General features: G+C 65.6%; 16 protein-coding genes and 1 tRNA gene. 10 read left to right on the top strand and 7 right to left on the bottom strand.

What is annotated here, in order from left to right:
- Position 1: 1 nt before the first annotated feature.
- A complete protein-coding gene (locus AC07VX_RS12695; protein WP_493165080.1) occupies positions 2-1003 on the bottom strand; it encodes an ABC transporter substrate-binding protein in 1002 nt (333 codons plus the stop codon).
- Positions 1004-1117: 114 nt separating this feature from the next.
- The gene (locus tag AC07VX_RS12690; protein WP_493165079.1) at positions 1118-2512 is read right to left on the bottom strand and encodes a sensor histidine kinase; all 1395 of its coding nucleotides are present in this window, start codon (positions 2510-2512) and stop codon (positions 1118-1120) included.
- A gap of 127 nt (positions 2513-2639) precedes the next feature.
- Between AC07VX_RS12690 and AC07VX_RS12685 the strand changes: the two genes are divergently transcribed.
- From AC07VX_RS12685 to AC07VX_RS12670, 4 genes are all read left to right on the top strand, one after another.
- Complete coding sequence (locus AC07VX_RS12685; RefSeq protein WP_493165078.1) at positions 2640-3176, top strand: hypothetical protein; 537 nt, start codon at positions 2640-2642, stop codon at positions 3174-3176.
- Positions 3177-3206: 30 nt separating this feature from the next.
- Positions 3207-4244 carry a YncE family protein gene (locus AC07VX_RS12680; RefSeq protein ID WP_493165077.1) on the top strand — a complete coding sequence of 346 codons (1038 nt, stop codon included), beginning with the start codon at positions 3207-3209 and terminating at the stop codon, positions 4242-4244.
- A gap of 707 nt (positions 4245-4951) precedes the next feature.
- On the top strand, positions 4952-5182 hold the full coding sequence (locus tag AC07VX_RS12675) for an addiction module protein (protein ID WP_493165075.1): 231 nt from the start codon (positions 4952-4954) through the stop codon (positions 5180-5182).
- Positions 5179-5481, top strand: coding sequence for a type II toxin-antitoxin system RelE/ParE family toxin (locus AC07VX_RS12670; RefSeq protein ID WP_493165074.1), 303 nt, complete (start codon positions 5179-5181; stop codon positions 5479-5481). Before AC07VX_RS12675 ends, AC07VX_RS12670 begins: the two co-directional genes overlap by 4 nt.
- Before the next feature lie 94 nt (positions 5482-5575).
- On the opposite strand, the gene AC07VX_RS12665 is transcribed toward AC07VX_RS12670, so the two are convergent.
- From AC07VX_RS12665 to AC07VX_RS12645, 5 genes are all read right to left on the bottom strand, one after another.
- Positions 5576-5652: transfer RNA gene (locus AC07VX_RS12665), tRNA-Met, on the bottom strand.
- A 60-nt stretch (positions 5653-5712) separates the two neighbouring features.
- The gene (locus tag AC07VX_RS12660; RefSeq protein ID WP_493165073.1) at positions 5713-6972 is read right to left on the bottom strand and encodes a hypothetical protein; all 1260 of its coding nucleotides are present in this window, start codon (positions 6970-6972) and stop codon (positions 5713-5715) included.
- Between the two features lie 56 nt (positions 6973-7028).
- A complete protein-coding gene (locus AC07VX_RS12655; protein WP_493165072.1) occupies positions 7029-7592 on the bottom strand; it encodes an RNA polymerase sigma factor in 564 nt (187 codons plus the stop codon).
- A gap of 148 nt (positions 7593-7740) precedes the next feature.
- Entirely contained in the window at positions 7741-8349 is a 609-nt protein-coding gene (locus AC07VX_RS12650) for a hypothetical protein (RefSeq protein WP_493165071.1), read from the bottom strand.
- A gap of 74 nt (positions 8350-8423) precedes the next feature.
- Positions 8424-10163, bottom strand: a complete 1740-nt coding sequence (locus tag AC07VX_RS12645; RefSeq protein WP_493165070.1) for a serine/threonine protein kinase — start codon at positions 10161-10163, stop codon at positions 8424-8426.
- Positions 10164-10321: 158 nt separating this feature from the next.
- Here AC07VX_RS12645 and tssA point away from each other — a divergent pair, with 158 nt between their 5' ends.
- From tssA to AC07VX_RS12615, 6 genes are all read left to right on the top strand, one after another.
- Positions 10322-11425, top strand: a complete 1104-nt coding sequence (tssA, locus tag AC07VX_RS12640; RefSeq protein WP_493165069.1) for a type VI secretion system protein TssA — start codon at positions 10322-10324, stop codon at positions 11423-11425.
- 96 nt (positions 11426-11521) lie between these two features.
- The gene (gene tssB / locus AC07VX_RS12635; protein WP_493165476.1) at positions 11522-12022 is read left to right on the top strand and encodes a type VI secretion system contractile sheath small subunit; all 501 of its coding nucleotides are present in this window, start codon (positions 11522-11524) and stop codon (positions 12020-12022) included.
- Between the two features lie 33 nt (positions 12023-12055).
- The gene (tssC, locus tag AC07VX_RS12630; protein ID WP_493165068.1) at positions 12056-13549 is read left to right on the top strand and encodes a type VI secretion system contractile sheath large subunit; all 1494 of its coding nucleotides are present in this window, start codon (positions 12056-12058) and stop codon (positions 13547-13549) included.
- Positions 13550-13641: 92 nt separating this feature from the next.
- Entirely contained in the window at positions 13642-14142 is a 501-nt protein-coding gene (locus AC07VX_RS12625) for an Hcp family type VI secretion system effector (RefSeq protein WP_493165067.1), read from the top strand.
- A 23-nt stretch (positions 14143-14165) separates the two neighbouring features.
- Positions 14166-14714 (top strand): type VI secretion system tube protein Hcp, encoded by a 549-nt coding sequence (locus AC07VX_RS12620; RefSeq protein WP_493165066.1) that lies wholly within the window; start codon positions 14166-14168, stop codon positions 14712-14714.
- Positions 14714-15553, top strand: a complete 840-nt coding sequence (locus AC07VX_RS12615) for a type VI secretion system tube protein Hcp (protein ID WP_493165065.1) — start codon at positions 14714-14716, stop codon at positions 15551-15553. Before AC07VX_RS12620 ends, AC07VX_RS12615 begins: the two co-directional genes overlap by 1 nt.
- Position 15554: the final 1 nt, after the last annotated feature.

The following is a 15554-nucleotide window of genomic DNA, read 5'->3' as shown; positions in this document are numbered from 1 at the left end:
ATCACTTCACCTTGGACACGAACTCGGTCGTGTAGGTCTTGGACAGGTCGATCTTCTTGCCCTTGACGTTGTTGGAGAAGGCGCTCAGCACCGACAGCACCGTTTCAGGGCCGCCCTGCGGCATCACACCATCGGCGGTGAACATGCCCTTGCCCTGCTCCAGCGCCTTCACATAGGCCGCCTCGTCGCCGACGTAGAAGTCCTTGGGCATCTTGGCGGCGATCTCGGTGGCGCTGTGCGTGTTGATGTAGCGCAGCGTCTTCACGAAGGCATTGGCCAGCTTCTGCACCGTGGACTTGTTCTTCTCGACCCAGGCGTTAGCCATGTAGAGGGACGCTGCCGGGTAGGTGCCGCCAAGGGCCTCCTTGGTCTTCTCCGGCGTCCGCAGGTCGACGAGGACGCGCGCCTCACCGGTCTTGAGCATGCGCGAGATGGTCGGCTCGGTGGTCATGCCTGCCTGGATCTTGTCTTGCTGCATCGCCATGATGAAGGTGGTACCGGCGCCCACCGGCAGCGACGTGAACTCACCGAGCTTGACACCCGCCTTGACCATCAGGAACTGCGTCAGGAAATTGGTCGAGGAGCCGAGGCCGGTGACGCCCATCGTCTTGCCCTTCAGGTCCGCCATGCTCTTCACCTGGGGGTGCTTGCTGGACACCAGTTCCACCTCGCCCGGCGCATGGCTGAACTGCACGACCGATTCGATCAGCTTGCCTTTGGACTGCATGTCGATGCAGTGGTCGTAGAAGCCGACCACGCCTTGGACAGCGCCCGTGAGCAGTTCGTTCTCAGCATCGACACCCGAGGCCTCGTTGAGCAGCTCGACGTCCAGGCCTTCTTCCTTGAAGTAGCCCAGGCGCTCGGCCAGCTTGGCGGGGAGGTAGATGATCTTTTCGTAGCCACCCACCATCAAAGTGATCTTGTCGGCGGCCATGGCCTCGGTCGAGGCCGTCAGAGCGCCAACCAGGCTGGCGCACAGCAGAAGCTTGTGTTTGACGTTCATAACAGTCTGTCTCCAGTTCTAAGAAGGTTGTCGTGCGGCGTCCATTGCCGATCACGATGACCTAACGTTAGAAGTGCGACCTGACTGCTGAGTGAACTCTGTCTGAATCTGCGTTCAGGCTGAAATCGCGCTGGGCGCGCTGGCCTGCAGCGCCGCGCCATCGCGGGCCGGAATCTCGATGACGACACGCAGCCCGCGACCCACGTCGCGGCTCGTTGCCCAGATGCGTCCCTTGTGCATCGTCACGATGCTGCGCGAGATCGGCAGCCCGAGACCGCTGCCGCGCGAATCCCCCTGGCCCAAGCGCACGAAGCGGTCGAAGATGCGCTCGCACTCCTCAGGCCCCAGCCCAGGACCCTCATCGACGATGCTGATGCGCCAGAGCTCGCTGGACAGCGTCGACGACAGGCTCACAACACTGCCGGGTGGCGAGACATTCAACGCATTGGTCAGCACGTTCAGCAGGACTTGCCGGATGCGCTTCTCGTCCACGGCCACGCTGCCCGCGCCATGGTGCGACCATTCGAAGCGCTTGTCGCCATGCTCGGCGAGCACGATGGCGTCCTGAGCGAACGCGGCCAGCAGCCGCTCGGGCGACTGCACCATCAGGTCGACCATCACCGCCCCGGCATCCGCCCGCGACAGGAACAGCAGCTCGTCGATGATGCGGTTAACGCGGCCTATCTCCTCAAGCTGCACCGCCACCGACTCGCGCTGCGCAGTCGTCAAGCCGTCGTCGACCAGCAGCCGCTCCAGGTGCAGGCGCACCAGGGACAGCGGCGTCTTTAGTTCATGCGAGGCCTCCGCCGCGAAATGCCGGATCTCGGAGAAGGAGCCCTCGAGGCGATCGAACATCTGGTTCAGGAAGTTCGCCAGTTGCGACAGTTCGTCGCGCACATCCGCCACCGGGATGCGCTCGTTGAGGTTGTCCGAACGGATCCGGATCGCCGTCTTCTGCATGACCCGGACCGGCTTCAGGATCAGCTCGCTCAGGCCATAGCCGATGGCGATGCTGAGTACCAGAGCCGTGCCCAGCAGCCCGAAGAAGACTCGCCTGTAGCCGGCCATCAGGTCCCGCACCGGTGCGAGTGGCGTGGCGATCAGCACGTCAAATGGGTGCAGGACGTATTCGCCCACTCGAACCTCACCGATGCCCTCCACCGCGATCGAATAAGTCTTCTCGCCCACGATGTCCGGGATCGACAGGCCGTGGAGGTTGTGCGACTTGAAGAAGCGGTTCGTCATGGGGCCATGCATGTCCACGTAGAACAGCGACGAGGCCGACTCCGTGGCTTCCCGTATGCGCTCATCGATCACCTGCGGCGTCAGGCTCGCGTAGTCCCGACCCAGCGTCGCCGCGAGATGTTTGAACTGCGTCTCCGTCAGCTTGTCGAGTTGCAGGATCAGATACCTCTCGAGCAGGTAATGCCCGGCGACGAAAAGACACGCTAACGTCACTGTCAAAGTGACAACGTACCAAAGCGTGATGCGGCTGCCGATCGACCTCATGGCGACGAATGGTAGTGAAACCCTGTCGACGAAGGCTGAATAGATTTTCAGAATCGAGACAGGGAGCGTACAGGGTGGGTTTCCAGAATCCACCACGCTTTTACCCAACCTCGAAACAGGAGACACCATGAAGAAGCTGTTCGGATGCGCGCTCGCCGTGGCCGCCGCGCTGACGCTGAATGCCAGCCCCGCCTGGGCTGCCGATGCGCCCGCCAAGAACTGGACCCCGCCCAGCCACAAGATCTACGGCCAGAAGCTGTCCGACGAGACCATGGCTGCCCACCCTGAGCTCCTCAGCATCACGCTGCACGGCACGCCACCTGGGCTGAGCGAGGTCTACACCATGTTCGCGGGCTCCTTCCCCGAGCGCGTCGGCAATCCCGACGATCCGGACGACATCGACGTCATCAAGAAGGGCATCACGATCGTTGACCCGCGCTGGAAGCGCGTCAAGGACAACCCGAAGAAGGTCGTCATCCTGATGCCCATGCGCGATGCCAAGGGCGAGAACGTCGGCCTCGTCGTCTATGCCTTCAAGAACCCCCCGGCGAATCCGCACACGAGCGAGCAGGAGCTGGTCTATCTGAAGAAGGCCACGGTGCTACGCGATGAACTCGCCAAGCGCATCCCCTCGTACAACGCGCTGTTCGACGAAGCCAAGTAAGCCCGCCAGCTTCAACATCCAGAGGTTCAGATGAAGATCTCCATGGCGGCGCTTGGCGCCGCGCTACTCGCCGCACAGGCCTTGTTTCCCTCCCAGGCCAGCGCGGAGCAGACCCTGCGCTTGGCTGGTCGCACCGACATGCCGACCTACCAGGGCGATTTCGACCACTTCGGCGCGGACATCAAGGGCAACCGTCTCTTCCTCGCCGGCGAGGACGGCGGCACGCTGGAGGTCTTCGATCTGAAGTCGGGTTCGCGGATCACGAGCGTCCCCGGCATGGAGACCCCGCATGCCATTCACTTTCAGGCGGAGAAGAACCGCCTGATTGTCAGCAACAGCGGCGATGGCATGAGCAAGGTCCTGGATGCCCGCACGTACGCGGTTGTCGACACGATCAAGCTGACGCCGGGCGCAGACGTGATGGCCTACGACCAGTCGGCCAAGCAGCTTTGGTTCGTCACGGGCGGCAAGAACGCCACTCAGAAGATGAGCACCACGATCTTGTCTCAGGTCGATGCGCGCAGCGGCAAGGTGCTCGGCGAGGTCAAGTTCGACACGGACTTCACCGAAGGTATCGTTGCTGAGCAATCCGGCTCGCGGGTGTTCGTCAACGTCGCGGGGAAGAGCGAGATTGCCGTTCTCGACAAGAAGACACGCAAGCTGCTCGCGACCTGGCCCATCAAAGAAGGCCAGAACAACTCGGCCATGGACCTGGACGAGAAGAACAAGCGGTTATTCGTGATCACGCGTAAACCGTTCAAGCTGCTCGTGCTGAATTCCGCCAACGGCGAGACCGTCGCCAGCTTTGACGCCCCCCCGCGCACGAACGGGATGACCTTCGACGCCCGCAATCGCAGGATCTATGCAGCGGGTGACGGTTACGTCGCGGTGTTCCGCCAGATCGATGCCGATCACTACGAAGAGCTCGAACGGGTACCTTCTGAGTACGGAGCAAAAACCTCATTTCTGGTGCCGTCTCTCAATCTGCTCTACGTCGCTGTCGGCGGGTCCGATAAGAGCAAAGCTGGACTGCTCCGGTACGAGATTGTCAGCAGCGCTGCAAAGTAGAAGGGCACTGCCCGATTCGGAGCCTGGCTGTCCGGTGCGCGGGGCAGTCAGGCTGCTGGGATTTACGCCGGCCAGGAGCTACAGCGCCAGAGGCCTTGGCTTCCTAAAGTTTCTCGATAGCCACCCTCGGGAGCGATCAATGCACCCGCCCACAGTTAGCCGGCACAACGCCTTTGAAATCTACTTCAAGTCGCTAACCACCGCAGGTCGCGACCTTTCGTTTCCCTGCGACGCTGCGGGTCAAATCGACCTGGACGGTTTTGGTGAGCGCATGCGCAATGCCTACCTTTTCGCCCGAGCATTGGTAGGGCGGGACTACGCAACGCCGGTCTTAAAGCCTGCTTTTTTGTCGGTGAGGAAAAACCTCTAAGCAGGGATCTCGGACGTAACGGGCAAAGGCAAGCACTCGTCTATGTTGGAAGTCGAGCGCTGCGGTTCAGCGTGCACTTCTGCGGACAGACACAGCGCGCTTTCTCGTAAACACTGACAAGATGGCCAACATGCTCGGCCCTGCGCTGATCGTCCGCGACGCCGACACGGGCGCGACCTGGGCAGAAATGGAAAAACCCGCTGAGCCTTGCGACTCAGCGGGTTTTTTGTATTTGGTTGCGGGGGCTCGCAACCATTCCCGGAGACGCATCTATTTCCCCAGGTGAAGCAGGCCCAGCAGACGACAGCCCAGGGCCTGCCGCGCTACCATTCGCACCATGCGCGCACAACTCGCCGATGAGCTGATCCACCTGAGCCCCGCTGAGAAGCGCGAGCTGGGTGAAGCCCTGATCGCCAGCGCCGAGGCAGACGCAGACGGCCCGCCCCAGCTCACCGACGCCCAGCGCACCGAGTTGCGCGCACGCCTGGCCCACCATCGGGCCAACCCGGGCGAGCGTGGCGTCACCATGCAGGAGTTAAAAGCCAAGCTGCTCAGCGCCCGCGCATGAGCTTCAGCCTGGAATTCAAGCCTCGGGCCGAGGCGGAGATCGCCGACGCCTTCGAATGGTACGAACAACCGACCATCCGCCAGGGCGAGGCCTTTCTCGCCGAGCTGGAGCGCGTCGAGCGGTTCATCCGGTTGAACCCCCTGCTATACCCCGAGGCCGATCCGGCCATCCACCGGGCCAACCTGCGCCGCTTCCCCTACTCGCTGTTCTACGTCGTGGACGGCGAACTCATCAGCGTGCTTTCATGCCTTCACCAGCACCGAGACCCCGTCGCGCGACCGACTCCCGGCGACGCATAACGCGGGCTTGCAATGGATAAGGACAGCCCTAGCACGCGACGACAGGGCATGAAAAAACCCGCTGAGCCTTGCAACTCAGCGGGTTTTCTGTATTTGGTTGCGGGGGCCGGATTTGAACCGACGACCTTTGGGTTATGAGCCCAACGAGCTACCAGACTGCTCCACCCCGCGACTGAAGCTAGCAGTATACACGAGATTTGGCGTTCGTGGCGAATTGATGCCCCAGCGCACTCAGGGCGCAGGAGATGCCGCGGACCGCTCGACCAGGAACCTGCCGTCCGCGCTCAGCTCGGCTCGCCACAGCGCACGCAATTCGGGGTTGACGTCCAGACGCGTGTTGCCCCAGTTTCCCTCGTCGCAGCCCGATACCTTGGCACCCGTGGCGTCCAGCCGGCATTGCCAGTGCGTGTAACGTTGCCAGTCATCGCTGATCATCGCCACCGCGCGGATCGAATCGCGGTTGGCGCGCACGAAGGCGAGGAACGGCGCGTGCCATTCGTGCCAGACCTGCTCTGGCGCCAGGCCTTCGCGGACAGGCTTGCCCGTCTGTCGGTAGGCATAGCGGCCGATCGCAGCGTCGTAGTCATAGCCGCGCGCGGCGGCCTCGGCAACAAGGATGGGCTTGCCCTTGGTCTTCAGGTAGTCGACGACAGCCTGCAGCGTGCGGTAGCCACCAACGCAGTCGCGGGGCTCGAAAACGGAGATGCCCGTCCAGTCGGCGTCCTCGCCGGGATACCAGGCGTCGAGCACGGCGCCAGGGTCGGCGGCATCGACGTTTTGCACCGTGCCGCGGGTCCGACCATCCGATGACAGCGGCCTTGCCGCGATGAGCCGGCCCGGCGTGATGCCTGCGTTCCAGGCGTCGTGGGCCGGGCAGAGGGCCGCCAGTTGCCAGACGGTGGCGATGTTGTCCGCCTTCTGGGCGCGGATCTCGGCGCGGATCTTTGACCAGACCGCCTTGTAGGCCGGCGGCCAGTAGCCGTTCCACGGACCCTCGGCCTCGTAGCCGATGCGCAGCAGCACGGGCCGGCCGGTGGCGCCGAGATCGGCAATCATGCGGCGCGTGTTGGCCCAGAGCCGGTTGCCTTCATTGCTGCCGCTGCGGTTGCTGCCGGTGGCAAGGTCGACGTCGATCTGGTTGCCGAGCCAGAAGCCCACGGCGATGGCCGTGCCCTGCAGTTCCTTCGTGCCGGTGATGAAGCCGAGGTCCTGGGGACCGAAACCCTCGGCATACCAGACTGCGGTCTGGCTGCGCCGGCCATCGGCGAGGGTGAAGCCGCCGGAATCCAGCGTCGGCGCGACATACATCGTCAGGCCCCAGGGCAGTGGCATCCGGCTGCCAAGCACGTAGTCGCGGATGCCATCCCGCGTCTGACCGACGAGTACGGCGATGCGCCCCAGCGGGTCGGTGTGCGGGCCGCCGACAGGTGCGGCAAGGGCCGGGCTGCAAGCGAGTGCGATGCCGAAGGCCAGCGCGCGCAGGGTAGTCATGGGCCGCGATTCTGGTAGCGCCACCAGGCGCCCGCGGCGCAGACTTACCCGGGGAGTCAGAAAGGCAACTCGGCGCCGCGGGCGTGAAGACGGGTGCGCAGGTGCGAGCGCGCGCGCGACACACGGCTGCGCACGGTGCCAATGGGCACGGACAGCAATGCGGCAGCGTCTTCGTAGCTCATGTCGTCCATGGCCACGAGTAGCAGCACCTCGCGCATCTCTGGCATCAGGCCGTCGAGCTCGGTCTGCAGCAGGGCCATCAACTGGTTGAGGTGGCATTGCTGCTCGGGGTTGGCGTGCAGGCAGGGTGTGGCGTCGAGCGCGGTCTCGTCCTCGAAACGGTAGAGCCGGGAGGGGGCGCGCGACAGATGGTTGCGCACCAAGTTCATCGCGATGCCATAGAGCCAGGTGGACAGCTGGGACTCGCCGCGGAACTGCTCGAAGGTCCGTGCCGCCTCGACAAAGGCCTGCTGGGCCAGTTCCTCGGCCTCGGTGCTGTCGCCGATATGGCGCAGCACGAAGCGGTAGAGGCGGTCACGGTGTTCGCCGAACAGCTCCGAGAAGATGATGTTCGGGTCGGCAACGGCCGGGTGACGGATCTGAGGGCACTGGGGCTGCATGGCTGGCTCCGCGCGGTGATGCGGCCAGATGTGGCCGCCTTGTCTGATCAGACGCCGCGGCGCCCCGGGCTGCGACAGGGCAGACACGCCCCTCCCCGCATTCGCGGGCATGGGTTAACCCGAGCAGCCGTGAACTAAATCACGGCCATCAATGCATCCCCTGCGTCAGGAGACTGCGCAGCCGTTCGCTCACGGCGTCGACGTCGGCTGGCGCAAGCGCGCTGAATTCGGCCTCCAGCAACTGATCCAGGGCCTGGCGGCGCTCCATACCGAGCGTGGCCGGATCCAGGCCCAAGGTCTCGGCGACGCGCCGAAAGCGCCAGCCCAGCATGACGGCCGAGAACTCGATCTGCATCAGATGGGTCTGCGCCATCAGCAGGCTGAAGGCCGATTCCGCGCAGGCGACCGCACGGCGCACAGTGCGGGCCGGCAACAGGCGGCGCGGCTGCGGGCCGAGCCGCCATTCGCGCTCCGCGATGGCGCTGGCCGCCTCGCCGAAGCGCTCGCGCAGCGCCGCGACGAACAGCCGGCCGATCTCGCTGGAGATCGGCTGGGTGGGCGAGGCGCCGCCGCAGACCTCCAACCGCCCGTCCAGCCAGCGCGCCCAGAGCAGCGGACCCGCGGTTGCCGCGCCGAGGAAGGCGTCCAGCTTGTCGGACGAGGACGCCGCAGCTGGCGCGGCGGCCGGAGCTTGGATGGGATTCAGGGCTTGATCCAGAGGTCGGCGATGACACCTGGCTGGGGTTCGCGGCTGCAAACCTGCCGGTATCCGTAGGTAACAGGGATGTCGGCCGGGTTCCATCCAGATGCCTGCCGCTTGATCCGGATCAGCTATTTCACGGCCTCGACGCTGAACACCGCCGCGCCGTACTCCGCCGCGCAGTTGGCATGGCCGCAGTCCGGCTGGCCCAGCAGCCAGCTGGCGGCACCAGGGGGTGTGCCGCCGGCGGGGCCCTGGGCGGGCAGCGTCAGGAAGCCGTAGCTGGGGTCCTTCTCGCCGGACCAGGGCGCAAAGCTGCGCGGCTCCGCGGTAACCAGCACAAAGAAATGCTCGGGCCCCGGAGGGTCGCTGGCCTTGAGTGGCCAGTTGGCGCCCGGCAGGCGCATCGTCTCGTTGGCGCCGATGTGATTGTTCTTGGCGCGGTCGTTGGGATAGAGCTGGACCAGGCTGCCGTCAGGCCCCGCCAGCAGCACGTAGACATAGCCTTCGCGCGAGGCGCTGACGCTGAAGCGCAGCTCATCGCGGTCGATGCGCAACTGGGCACGCTCGGACTGGGCCTGCACGTCGAAACCTTCGCTGTGGCGGGCGACAAGCTGCCGGAACTGGCTCAACAGATCACGCGGGGCCGGCTCGGCCGGCGCCGGTGGCGCGGCAGCCACCACCGGCGCTGCGGCGCTTGTCTCCACAGGCACGGCGGGCGCCGGCGCGCGCGTCGCAAACCAGGCCGCGGCGCCGGCGACAGCCAGCATCGCCAACCCCAGGCCGGCAAAAACCGGCAGGCGGCTGCCGGCGGGGCGGGCCGGCGCAGCCGCCGGCGACGCGGCCGGCGCCTGGATCAACGTTGCCATCTGGCCGGACTGGGGCGTGTACTGCCCCGCCAGCCCGAGGTCCTCGCGGAATTCGGCCATGGAGGCGGTGCGCTGCTCCGGCAGCACCTGCAGCGCCCGGTCCACGGCCCGCACGAGGCGATCGCTGTAGCGCCCCTGGGCAAGCTGAGCCAGCGGCACGTAGTCGTCCTTGACCATGCGCCCCACGCTGGGCGGCGGCGTGCGGCCGGTGATGGCGCAGTAGACGACGGCAGCCAGCGCGTAAACGTCGGTCCACGGCCCCTGCTTCATGCTGGGCACCTCGGCGTACTGCTCGATGGGTGCGTAGCCGGGCTTGAGGATGACGGTCAACGCCTGCGTCATGTCGCCGATGACGCGGCGCGCGGCGCCGAAGTCCAACAGCAGCGGCCGACCGCTGCCGGCCACGAGGATGATGTTATCGGGCGCAATGTCGCGGTGATAGCAATGCTCGCCGTGCAGCACCAGCAAGGCCTCGGTCAGCGGGGCCAGCAGATCCATCAGCCAGGCCTCGCCCGGCGGCTCCGGCATTTCCTTCAGGGTGTCCTTCAGCGTCTTGCCTTCGATGAAAGGCATGACCATGAAGGCCGTGCCGTTGGCCTCCCAGAAGCGGTAGACCTTGACGAGCGACGGATGGTCGAACTGCGCCAGCAGCCGCGCCTCGTTGATGAAGCTCTTCAGGCCGGCCTCGAAGGTGTCGCGGTGCCGCTCCGAGCGCACGCGCACCTGGGAGGCGTCACCGCGCAGGGCCAGGGCGGCGGGCATGTATTCCTTCAGCGCCACCATGCGCTCCAGCGCGTGATCGCGGGCCAGGTAGACGATGCCAAAGCCCCCTTCGCCCAGCACCCGGGTGATCTCGAATTCGGCCTGGCGGCTGCCGACGGGCAAGGCATTGCCGCCCTCCCCCCGGTCGACCCGCGCAGGAGGCTGCGCGGGCGCGGCGGCAGGACCACCGGGCCGGATGATGGTTGCGTCGTTGTCTTCCGGGTCGCTGGTGGAGTTCATCGTACAGGCGGGACGTCCAGGATGCTGAGTGTCACCGCACGGCATTCCGTTCCCGTGATCGGCCAGCCGGCCCCGCAATGGGAACTAAGCGCCGGCCCCAGTTACTTACCGGCCGAACTCCCGTCTGCTGCCGTCAGCAGGCCCCAATCCGGACACCCATGGACAGCAATCCCTTCGACGCACAGCCCGACACCACGCCGTCGCTCGGCAGCGACCCCGTGCTGGCGCCGTGGCTGCAGCCCGTGTCCGAGGAGGACGCCTGCGGCCCCGATCTGGAATACGACAACGACTTCCTCGCCCTGACGCAGGCCGCCGCGGGCAAACCCGAAACCCAGTTCGCGCCGGCCGAGCCGCCCGACTGGCGCTCGGTGCGCAGCCTCGCCGAGCAGATCAACGGCCGCAGCCGCGACCTGCGCGTGGCCAACCTGCTGCTGCGCGCCCGGCTGCGACTGGACGGCTTCGCCGTGCTGGCCCCCGGCCTGCGCCTGTTCGAGCAGTTGCTGACGCGCTGGTGGGACGAGCTCCACCCCCGCCCCGAGGACGGCGATGCGTTCGCGCGGGTCAATATCCTCAACGAGCTGACCAGCCTGGACTCGACGCTCGGCGACGTGCGGGCCAGCCTGGTGCTGGACGACCGCGGCATCGGCCAGATCAGCGTGCGCGACATCGAGATCGCGATGGGCGCCCTGGCGGCCCGCGACGACGAGTCGGTGCCCTCGCGCGGCCAGATCGAGAACATGCTGGCCGATGCCGTGGCCGGCTATCCGCAGCTCGCCACGCAGGCGACAGCGGCCGTCGCCGCGCTGGACGCGCTGGTCGAATGTCTGTCCAGCCGCCTCGGCTACGGCGAGCTGCCCGACTTCTCGGCGCTGCGCACGATGCTGGATGGCGTCGTCGCCGTCTCGCCGCGCCCGGCCAGCATCGATGCCGCCGCGGACGACCTCGCCGGCATGCTCAGCGACCTGGGCATCGCCCAAGGCTCCGACGCCGGCGACGACACGCCCGCGCCCGCAACTCGCCGCACCCGCGCTGGCGGCGGCGGCCTGGGTGCCATCGAGAGCCGGGCCGACGCGGTGCGCGCCATCGACCTCGTCTGCGCCTACCTCGAAAAGAACGAGCCCACCAACCCGGCAGCCGACCTGCTGCGCCGCGCCCAGCGCCTCATCGACCGCAACTTCCTGCAGCTGGTACGAGAGTTTGCCCCCGAGGCCGTTGGCGAGGTCGCTCGTATGCTGGGCGTGGACCCGGACAGCCTGCAATAGTCGCATGAGACGTCGCAATGTCGTCTTCTCAAGTAGAGCGCCAGCAGTCTTTCGTGGCACACCAACCTTGAACCCTGAATCCCGTCCGCAAGGAGCATTGAAATGAGCAAGAGCAGCCAGAAGTTCATCGCCCGCAACCGGGCCCCGCGGGTGCAGATCGAGTATGACGTGGAGCTCTACGGCGCCGAGAAGAAGGTGCAGCTGCCCTTCGTGATGGGCGTGATGGCCGACCTCTCCGGCAAGCCCGAGGAGCCGCTGCCGCCTGTGTCGGACCGCAAGTTCCTGGAGATCGACGTCGACAACTTCGACTCGCGCATGAAGTCCATGAAGCCGCGCGTGGCCTTCAACGTGGAGAACACGCTGACGGGCGAGGGCAGCCTGCCTGTGGACATCACCTTCGAGAGCATGGACGACTTCTCGCCCGCCGCCGTGGCGCGCAAGGTGGACGGGCTCAACAAGCTGCTTGAAGCCCGCCAGCAGCTGTCCAACCTGATCACCTACATGGACGGCAAGAGCGGCGCCGGTGACCTGATCGCCAAGGTGCTGGCCGACCCGACGCTGCTGAAGACGCTGACCGACGCGCCCAAGGCTGAGTAAGCCGCAGACCAAGAACACGACCGGAGTTTCAACATGACCCAAGCGGAACAGTCAGCATCGGCCCTGGCAGGCGTGACCTTCGAAGGCAATGACTTCGCGGCCCTGCTGAACAAGGAATTCAAGCCCAAGACGGACGAGGCGCGCGGCGCCGTGGCGCAGGCGGTGCAGACGCTGGCCCAACAGGCCCTGTCCAACACCCAGCTGCTCAGCGACGACGCCGTCAAGACCATCGAGGCCATGATCGCAGCCATCGACGGCAAGCTGACCGAGCAGATCAACAAGATCATGCACCACGAGGACTTCCAGAAGCTGGAGTCCGCCTGGCGCGGCCTGCACCACCTCGTCAACAACACCGAGACCGACGAGCAGCTCAAGATCCGCGTGATGAACGTCTCCAAGACCGATCTCGGCAAGACGCTCAAGCGCTACAAGGGCACGGCCTGGGACCAGTCGCCGCTGTTCAAGAAGATGTACGAAGAGGAGTACGGCCAGTTCGGCGGCGAGCCCTACGGCTGCCTGGTGGGCGACTACCACTTCGACCACACGCCGCCCGATGTCGAGCTGCTGGGCGAGCTGAGCAAGATCGCCGCCGCGGCCCACGCCCCCTTCATCGCCGGCGCGGCACCCAGCGTCATGCAGATGGAGAGCTGGCAGGAACTCGCCAACCCGCGCGACCTCACCAAGATCTTCACGACGCCCGAGTACGCCGCCTGGCGCTCGCTGCGCGAGTCCGACGACGCGCGCTACCTGGCGCTTTGCATGCCGCGCTTCCTGTCGCGCCTGCCCTACGGCGCCAAGACCAACCCGGTCGACGAGTTCGCCTTCGAGGAGGACACCGAGGGCGCCGACCACAGCAAGTACACCTGGTCCAACGCCGCCTACGCGATGGCCGTGAACATCAACCAGTCGTTCAAGCAGTACGGCTGGTGCTCGCGCATCCGCGGCATCGAGTCCGGCGGCGCGGTGACGGGCCTGCCCACCCACACCTTCCCGACCGACGACGGCGGCGTGGACATGAAGTGCCCGACCGAGATCGCCATCTCCGACCGCCGCGAGGCCGAGCTCTCCAAGAACGGCTTCCTGTCGATGGTGCACCGCAAGAACAGCGACTTCGCGGCCTTCATCAGCGGCCAGTCGCTGCAGAAGCCCGCCGAGTACGACGATCCGGACGCGACCGCCAACGCCGCGCTCGCCGCCCGCCTGCCCTACCTCTTCGCCTGCAACCGCTTCGCCCACTACCTGAAGTGCATCGTGCGCGACAAGGTGGGCTCGTTCAAGTCGCGCGACGCGATGGAGGACTGGCTCAACAGCTGGATCCTGAACTACGTCGACGGCGACCCGATGAACTCGTCGGAGGAAACCAAGGCCATGCGACCGCTCGCGGCCGCCCAGGTCGAGGTCTCCGAGGTGGAAGGCGCCCCGGGCTACTACCAGTCCAAGTTCTACCTGAAGCCGCACTACCAGCTCGAAGGCCTGACCGTGTCGCTGCGGCTCGTGTCCAAGCTGCCGTCCGAAAAGTCGGCTTAAACAGTTCGGAGAACTCGCCCGGCGCGGGAGCAGGACGGGTCTTCTCACATCACCACCATTCCCGCGCTTTGAACCCCTAAGGAGATATCAACATGGCAGTCAATGCATTCCTCACCTTCTTCGACAAGGCCGATGGCGAGTCCATCCAGAAGGGCAAGGAGAAGTGGATCGAGATCCAGGGCTGGGACTGGGAAGTCGAGGCCGAGACCAGCTGGACCAAGGGCGGCGGCGCCTCCGTCGGCAAGCCCAACCCCGGCAAGATGAACTGGGAGCACTACTTCGACACCTCGTCGACCGTCATCCTCGGCTACATCTGTACCGGCAAGGCCTTCCCCAAGGTCGAGCTGCAGATGATGAAGACCACCGGCTCGGCCACGCCCGAGACCTACTTCACGATGACCATGGAAGGCTGCTTCATCACCAAGGTGCAGCAGAACGGCACCGAGGAAGGCTCGGTCACGCAGAAGGTCGAGATGGTCTTCAAGACCGTCAAGATCGAATACAAGCCGCAGGACAACAAGTCCGGCAAGCTGGGCGCGCCCAAGACCTACAACTGGGACATCCCGGCCGGCACTGCCTCGCCCTCGGCCTGATGCACTGAAACGACCCCGGCGCCATGAGTCGCTCCAACATCTTCATGCAACTCGTCACCGGCGCCGGGCCGGTGGTGGGCGAAGGCCTGCTCGAGGGCTTCGAGGGCTCGGTCGAGATCCTGGAGTTCGGCTGGGGCATGACGGCACTGAAGGACCCCAAGGCCAGGGCCGGCGGCCTGGCCGGCGTGGCCGCCGCGGCGGCATCGATGGCGGGGCTGGGCAGCACGGTCACCATCCAGATGCAGCCGCTGACCTTCAAGAAACGTTTCGACGTCGGCTCCTCGCAGATGCATTTCTGCCTGGACAACCACCTGCCCGTGGTCAGCGCCACCATCACGGTGCTGCACATCAAGCAGCAGGGCCGCGCCATCCATCAGCCGGGCTTCGTGCTCGCCTGCACCATGGGCCACTTCGCCGACTGCACGCTGGACGTGTCCGACAGCGGCATGACCAAGGAAGTCACCGAGACCTGGACCCTGAACTTCAAGAGCATCAAGATGATGTATCTGAAGACTCTCGGCAAGGACAACCTGCCCACGCCGCCCTTCCTCCATCCCGTGGCACTGCTCTGATGTCCCACTCCACCAACGGCGCCGACATCTACCTGATCCTGCTCCGCCCCACCCGGGTGCCGGTGGCGGGCGAGGCGGTATCGCATCTCTTCCAGGGCCAGATCCTGCTGGAGAGCCTGAACTGGACGCTGCACAACGAGGACGAGAAGCTGCAGAGCGCGGCCAGCGGCACCAAGGGCGGCAAGGGCAGCCTCATCAAGGGCGACGACCCGGCCGCCATGATGAAGAGCCTCAACCAGGACCTGGCCCGGGCCCAGGCCTCGCTGAAGCGCGAGCTGGGCCGGGCAGCGAACGAGACCGAGCGCACCGCCCTGCAGGACAAGCACGACAAGTGGCTCAACAAGTCCATGGACGAGGCGCAGCGCCAGATGACGCAGGCCTCCGCCCTGGGCGACGCCGGCAAGACGGGCGGCAAGGACAAGGCGGGCGGCAAAGGCAGCGAAACCGCGGGCGACCGCAACCCCAGCTTCGAGTTCACCTTCACCAAGCGTGTCGACATCGCCAGCACGCAGATGCTGAACTCGATGAAGGCCGGCGATATCTTTCCCTCCGGCACGCTGACCATCCACAGGCGCTCGACCAACGTGATGGAAGGCACGTCCCTGGTGTTCACCATCCAGAAGATCCGCCTGACCGACTACCGGGTGCAAGTAGCCGTCACCGACACGATGACCGAGATGATGGAGGAGTGGACCTGCGAGTTCGGCGCGCTGGCCTATGTCTACAAGAACCCGCCGTCGCACTACGTCCACGGCAATGCCGGCCAGGCGGCCGCCAAGACGCTGTCGCAGGGCACCATGCGCGCCTTCACGATGAAGAACATCGGCTCCCCCATCTGAC

The organism is Roseateles sp. GW821-FHT03B02, assembly GCF_059421025.1.
This window is presented reverse-complemented; position numbering and strand designations above follow the sequence as displayed.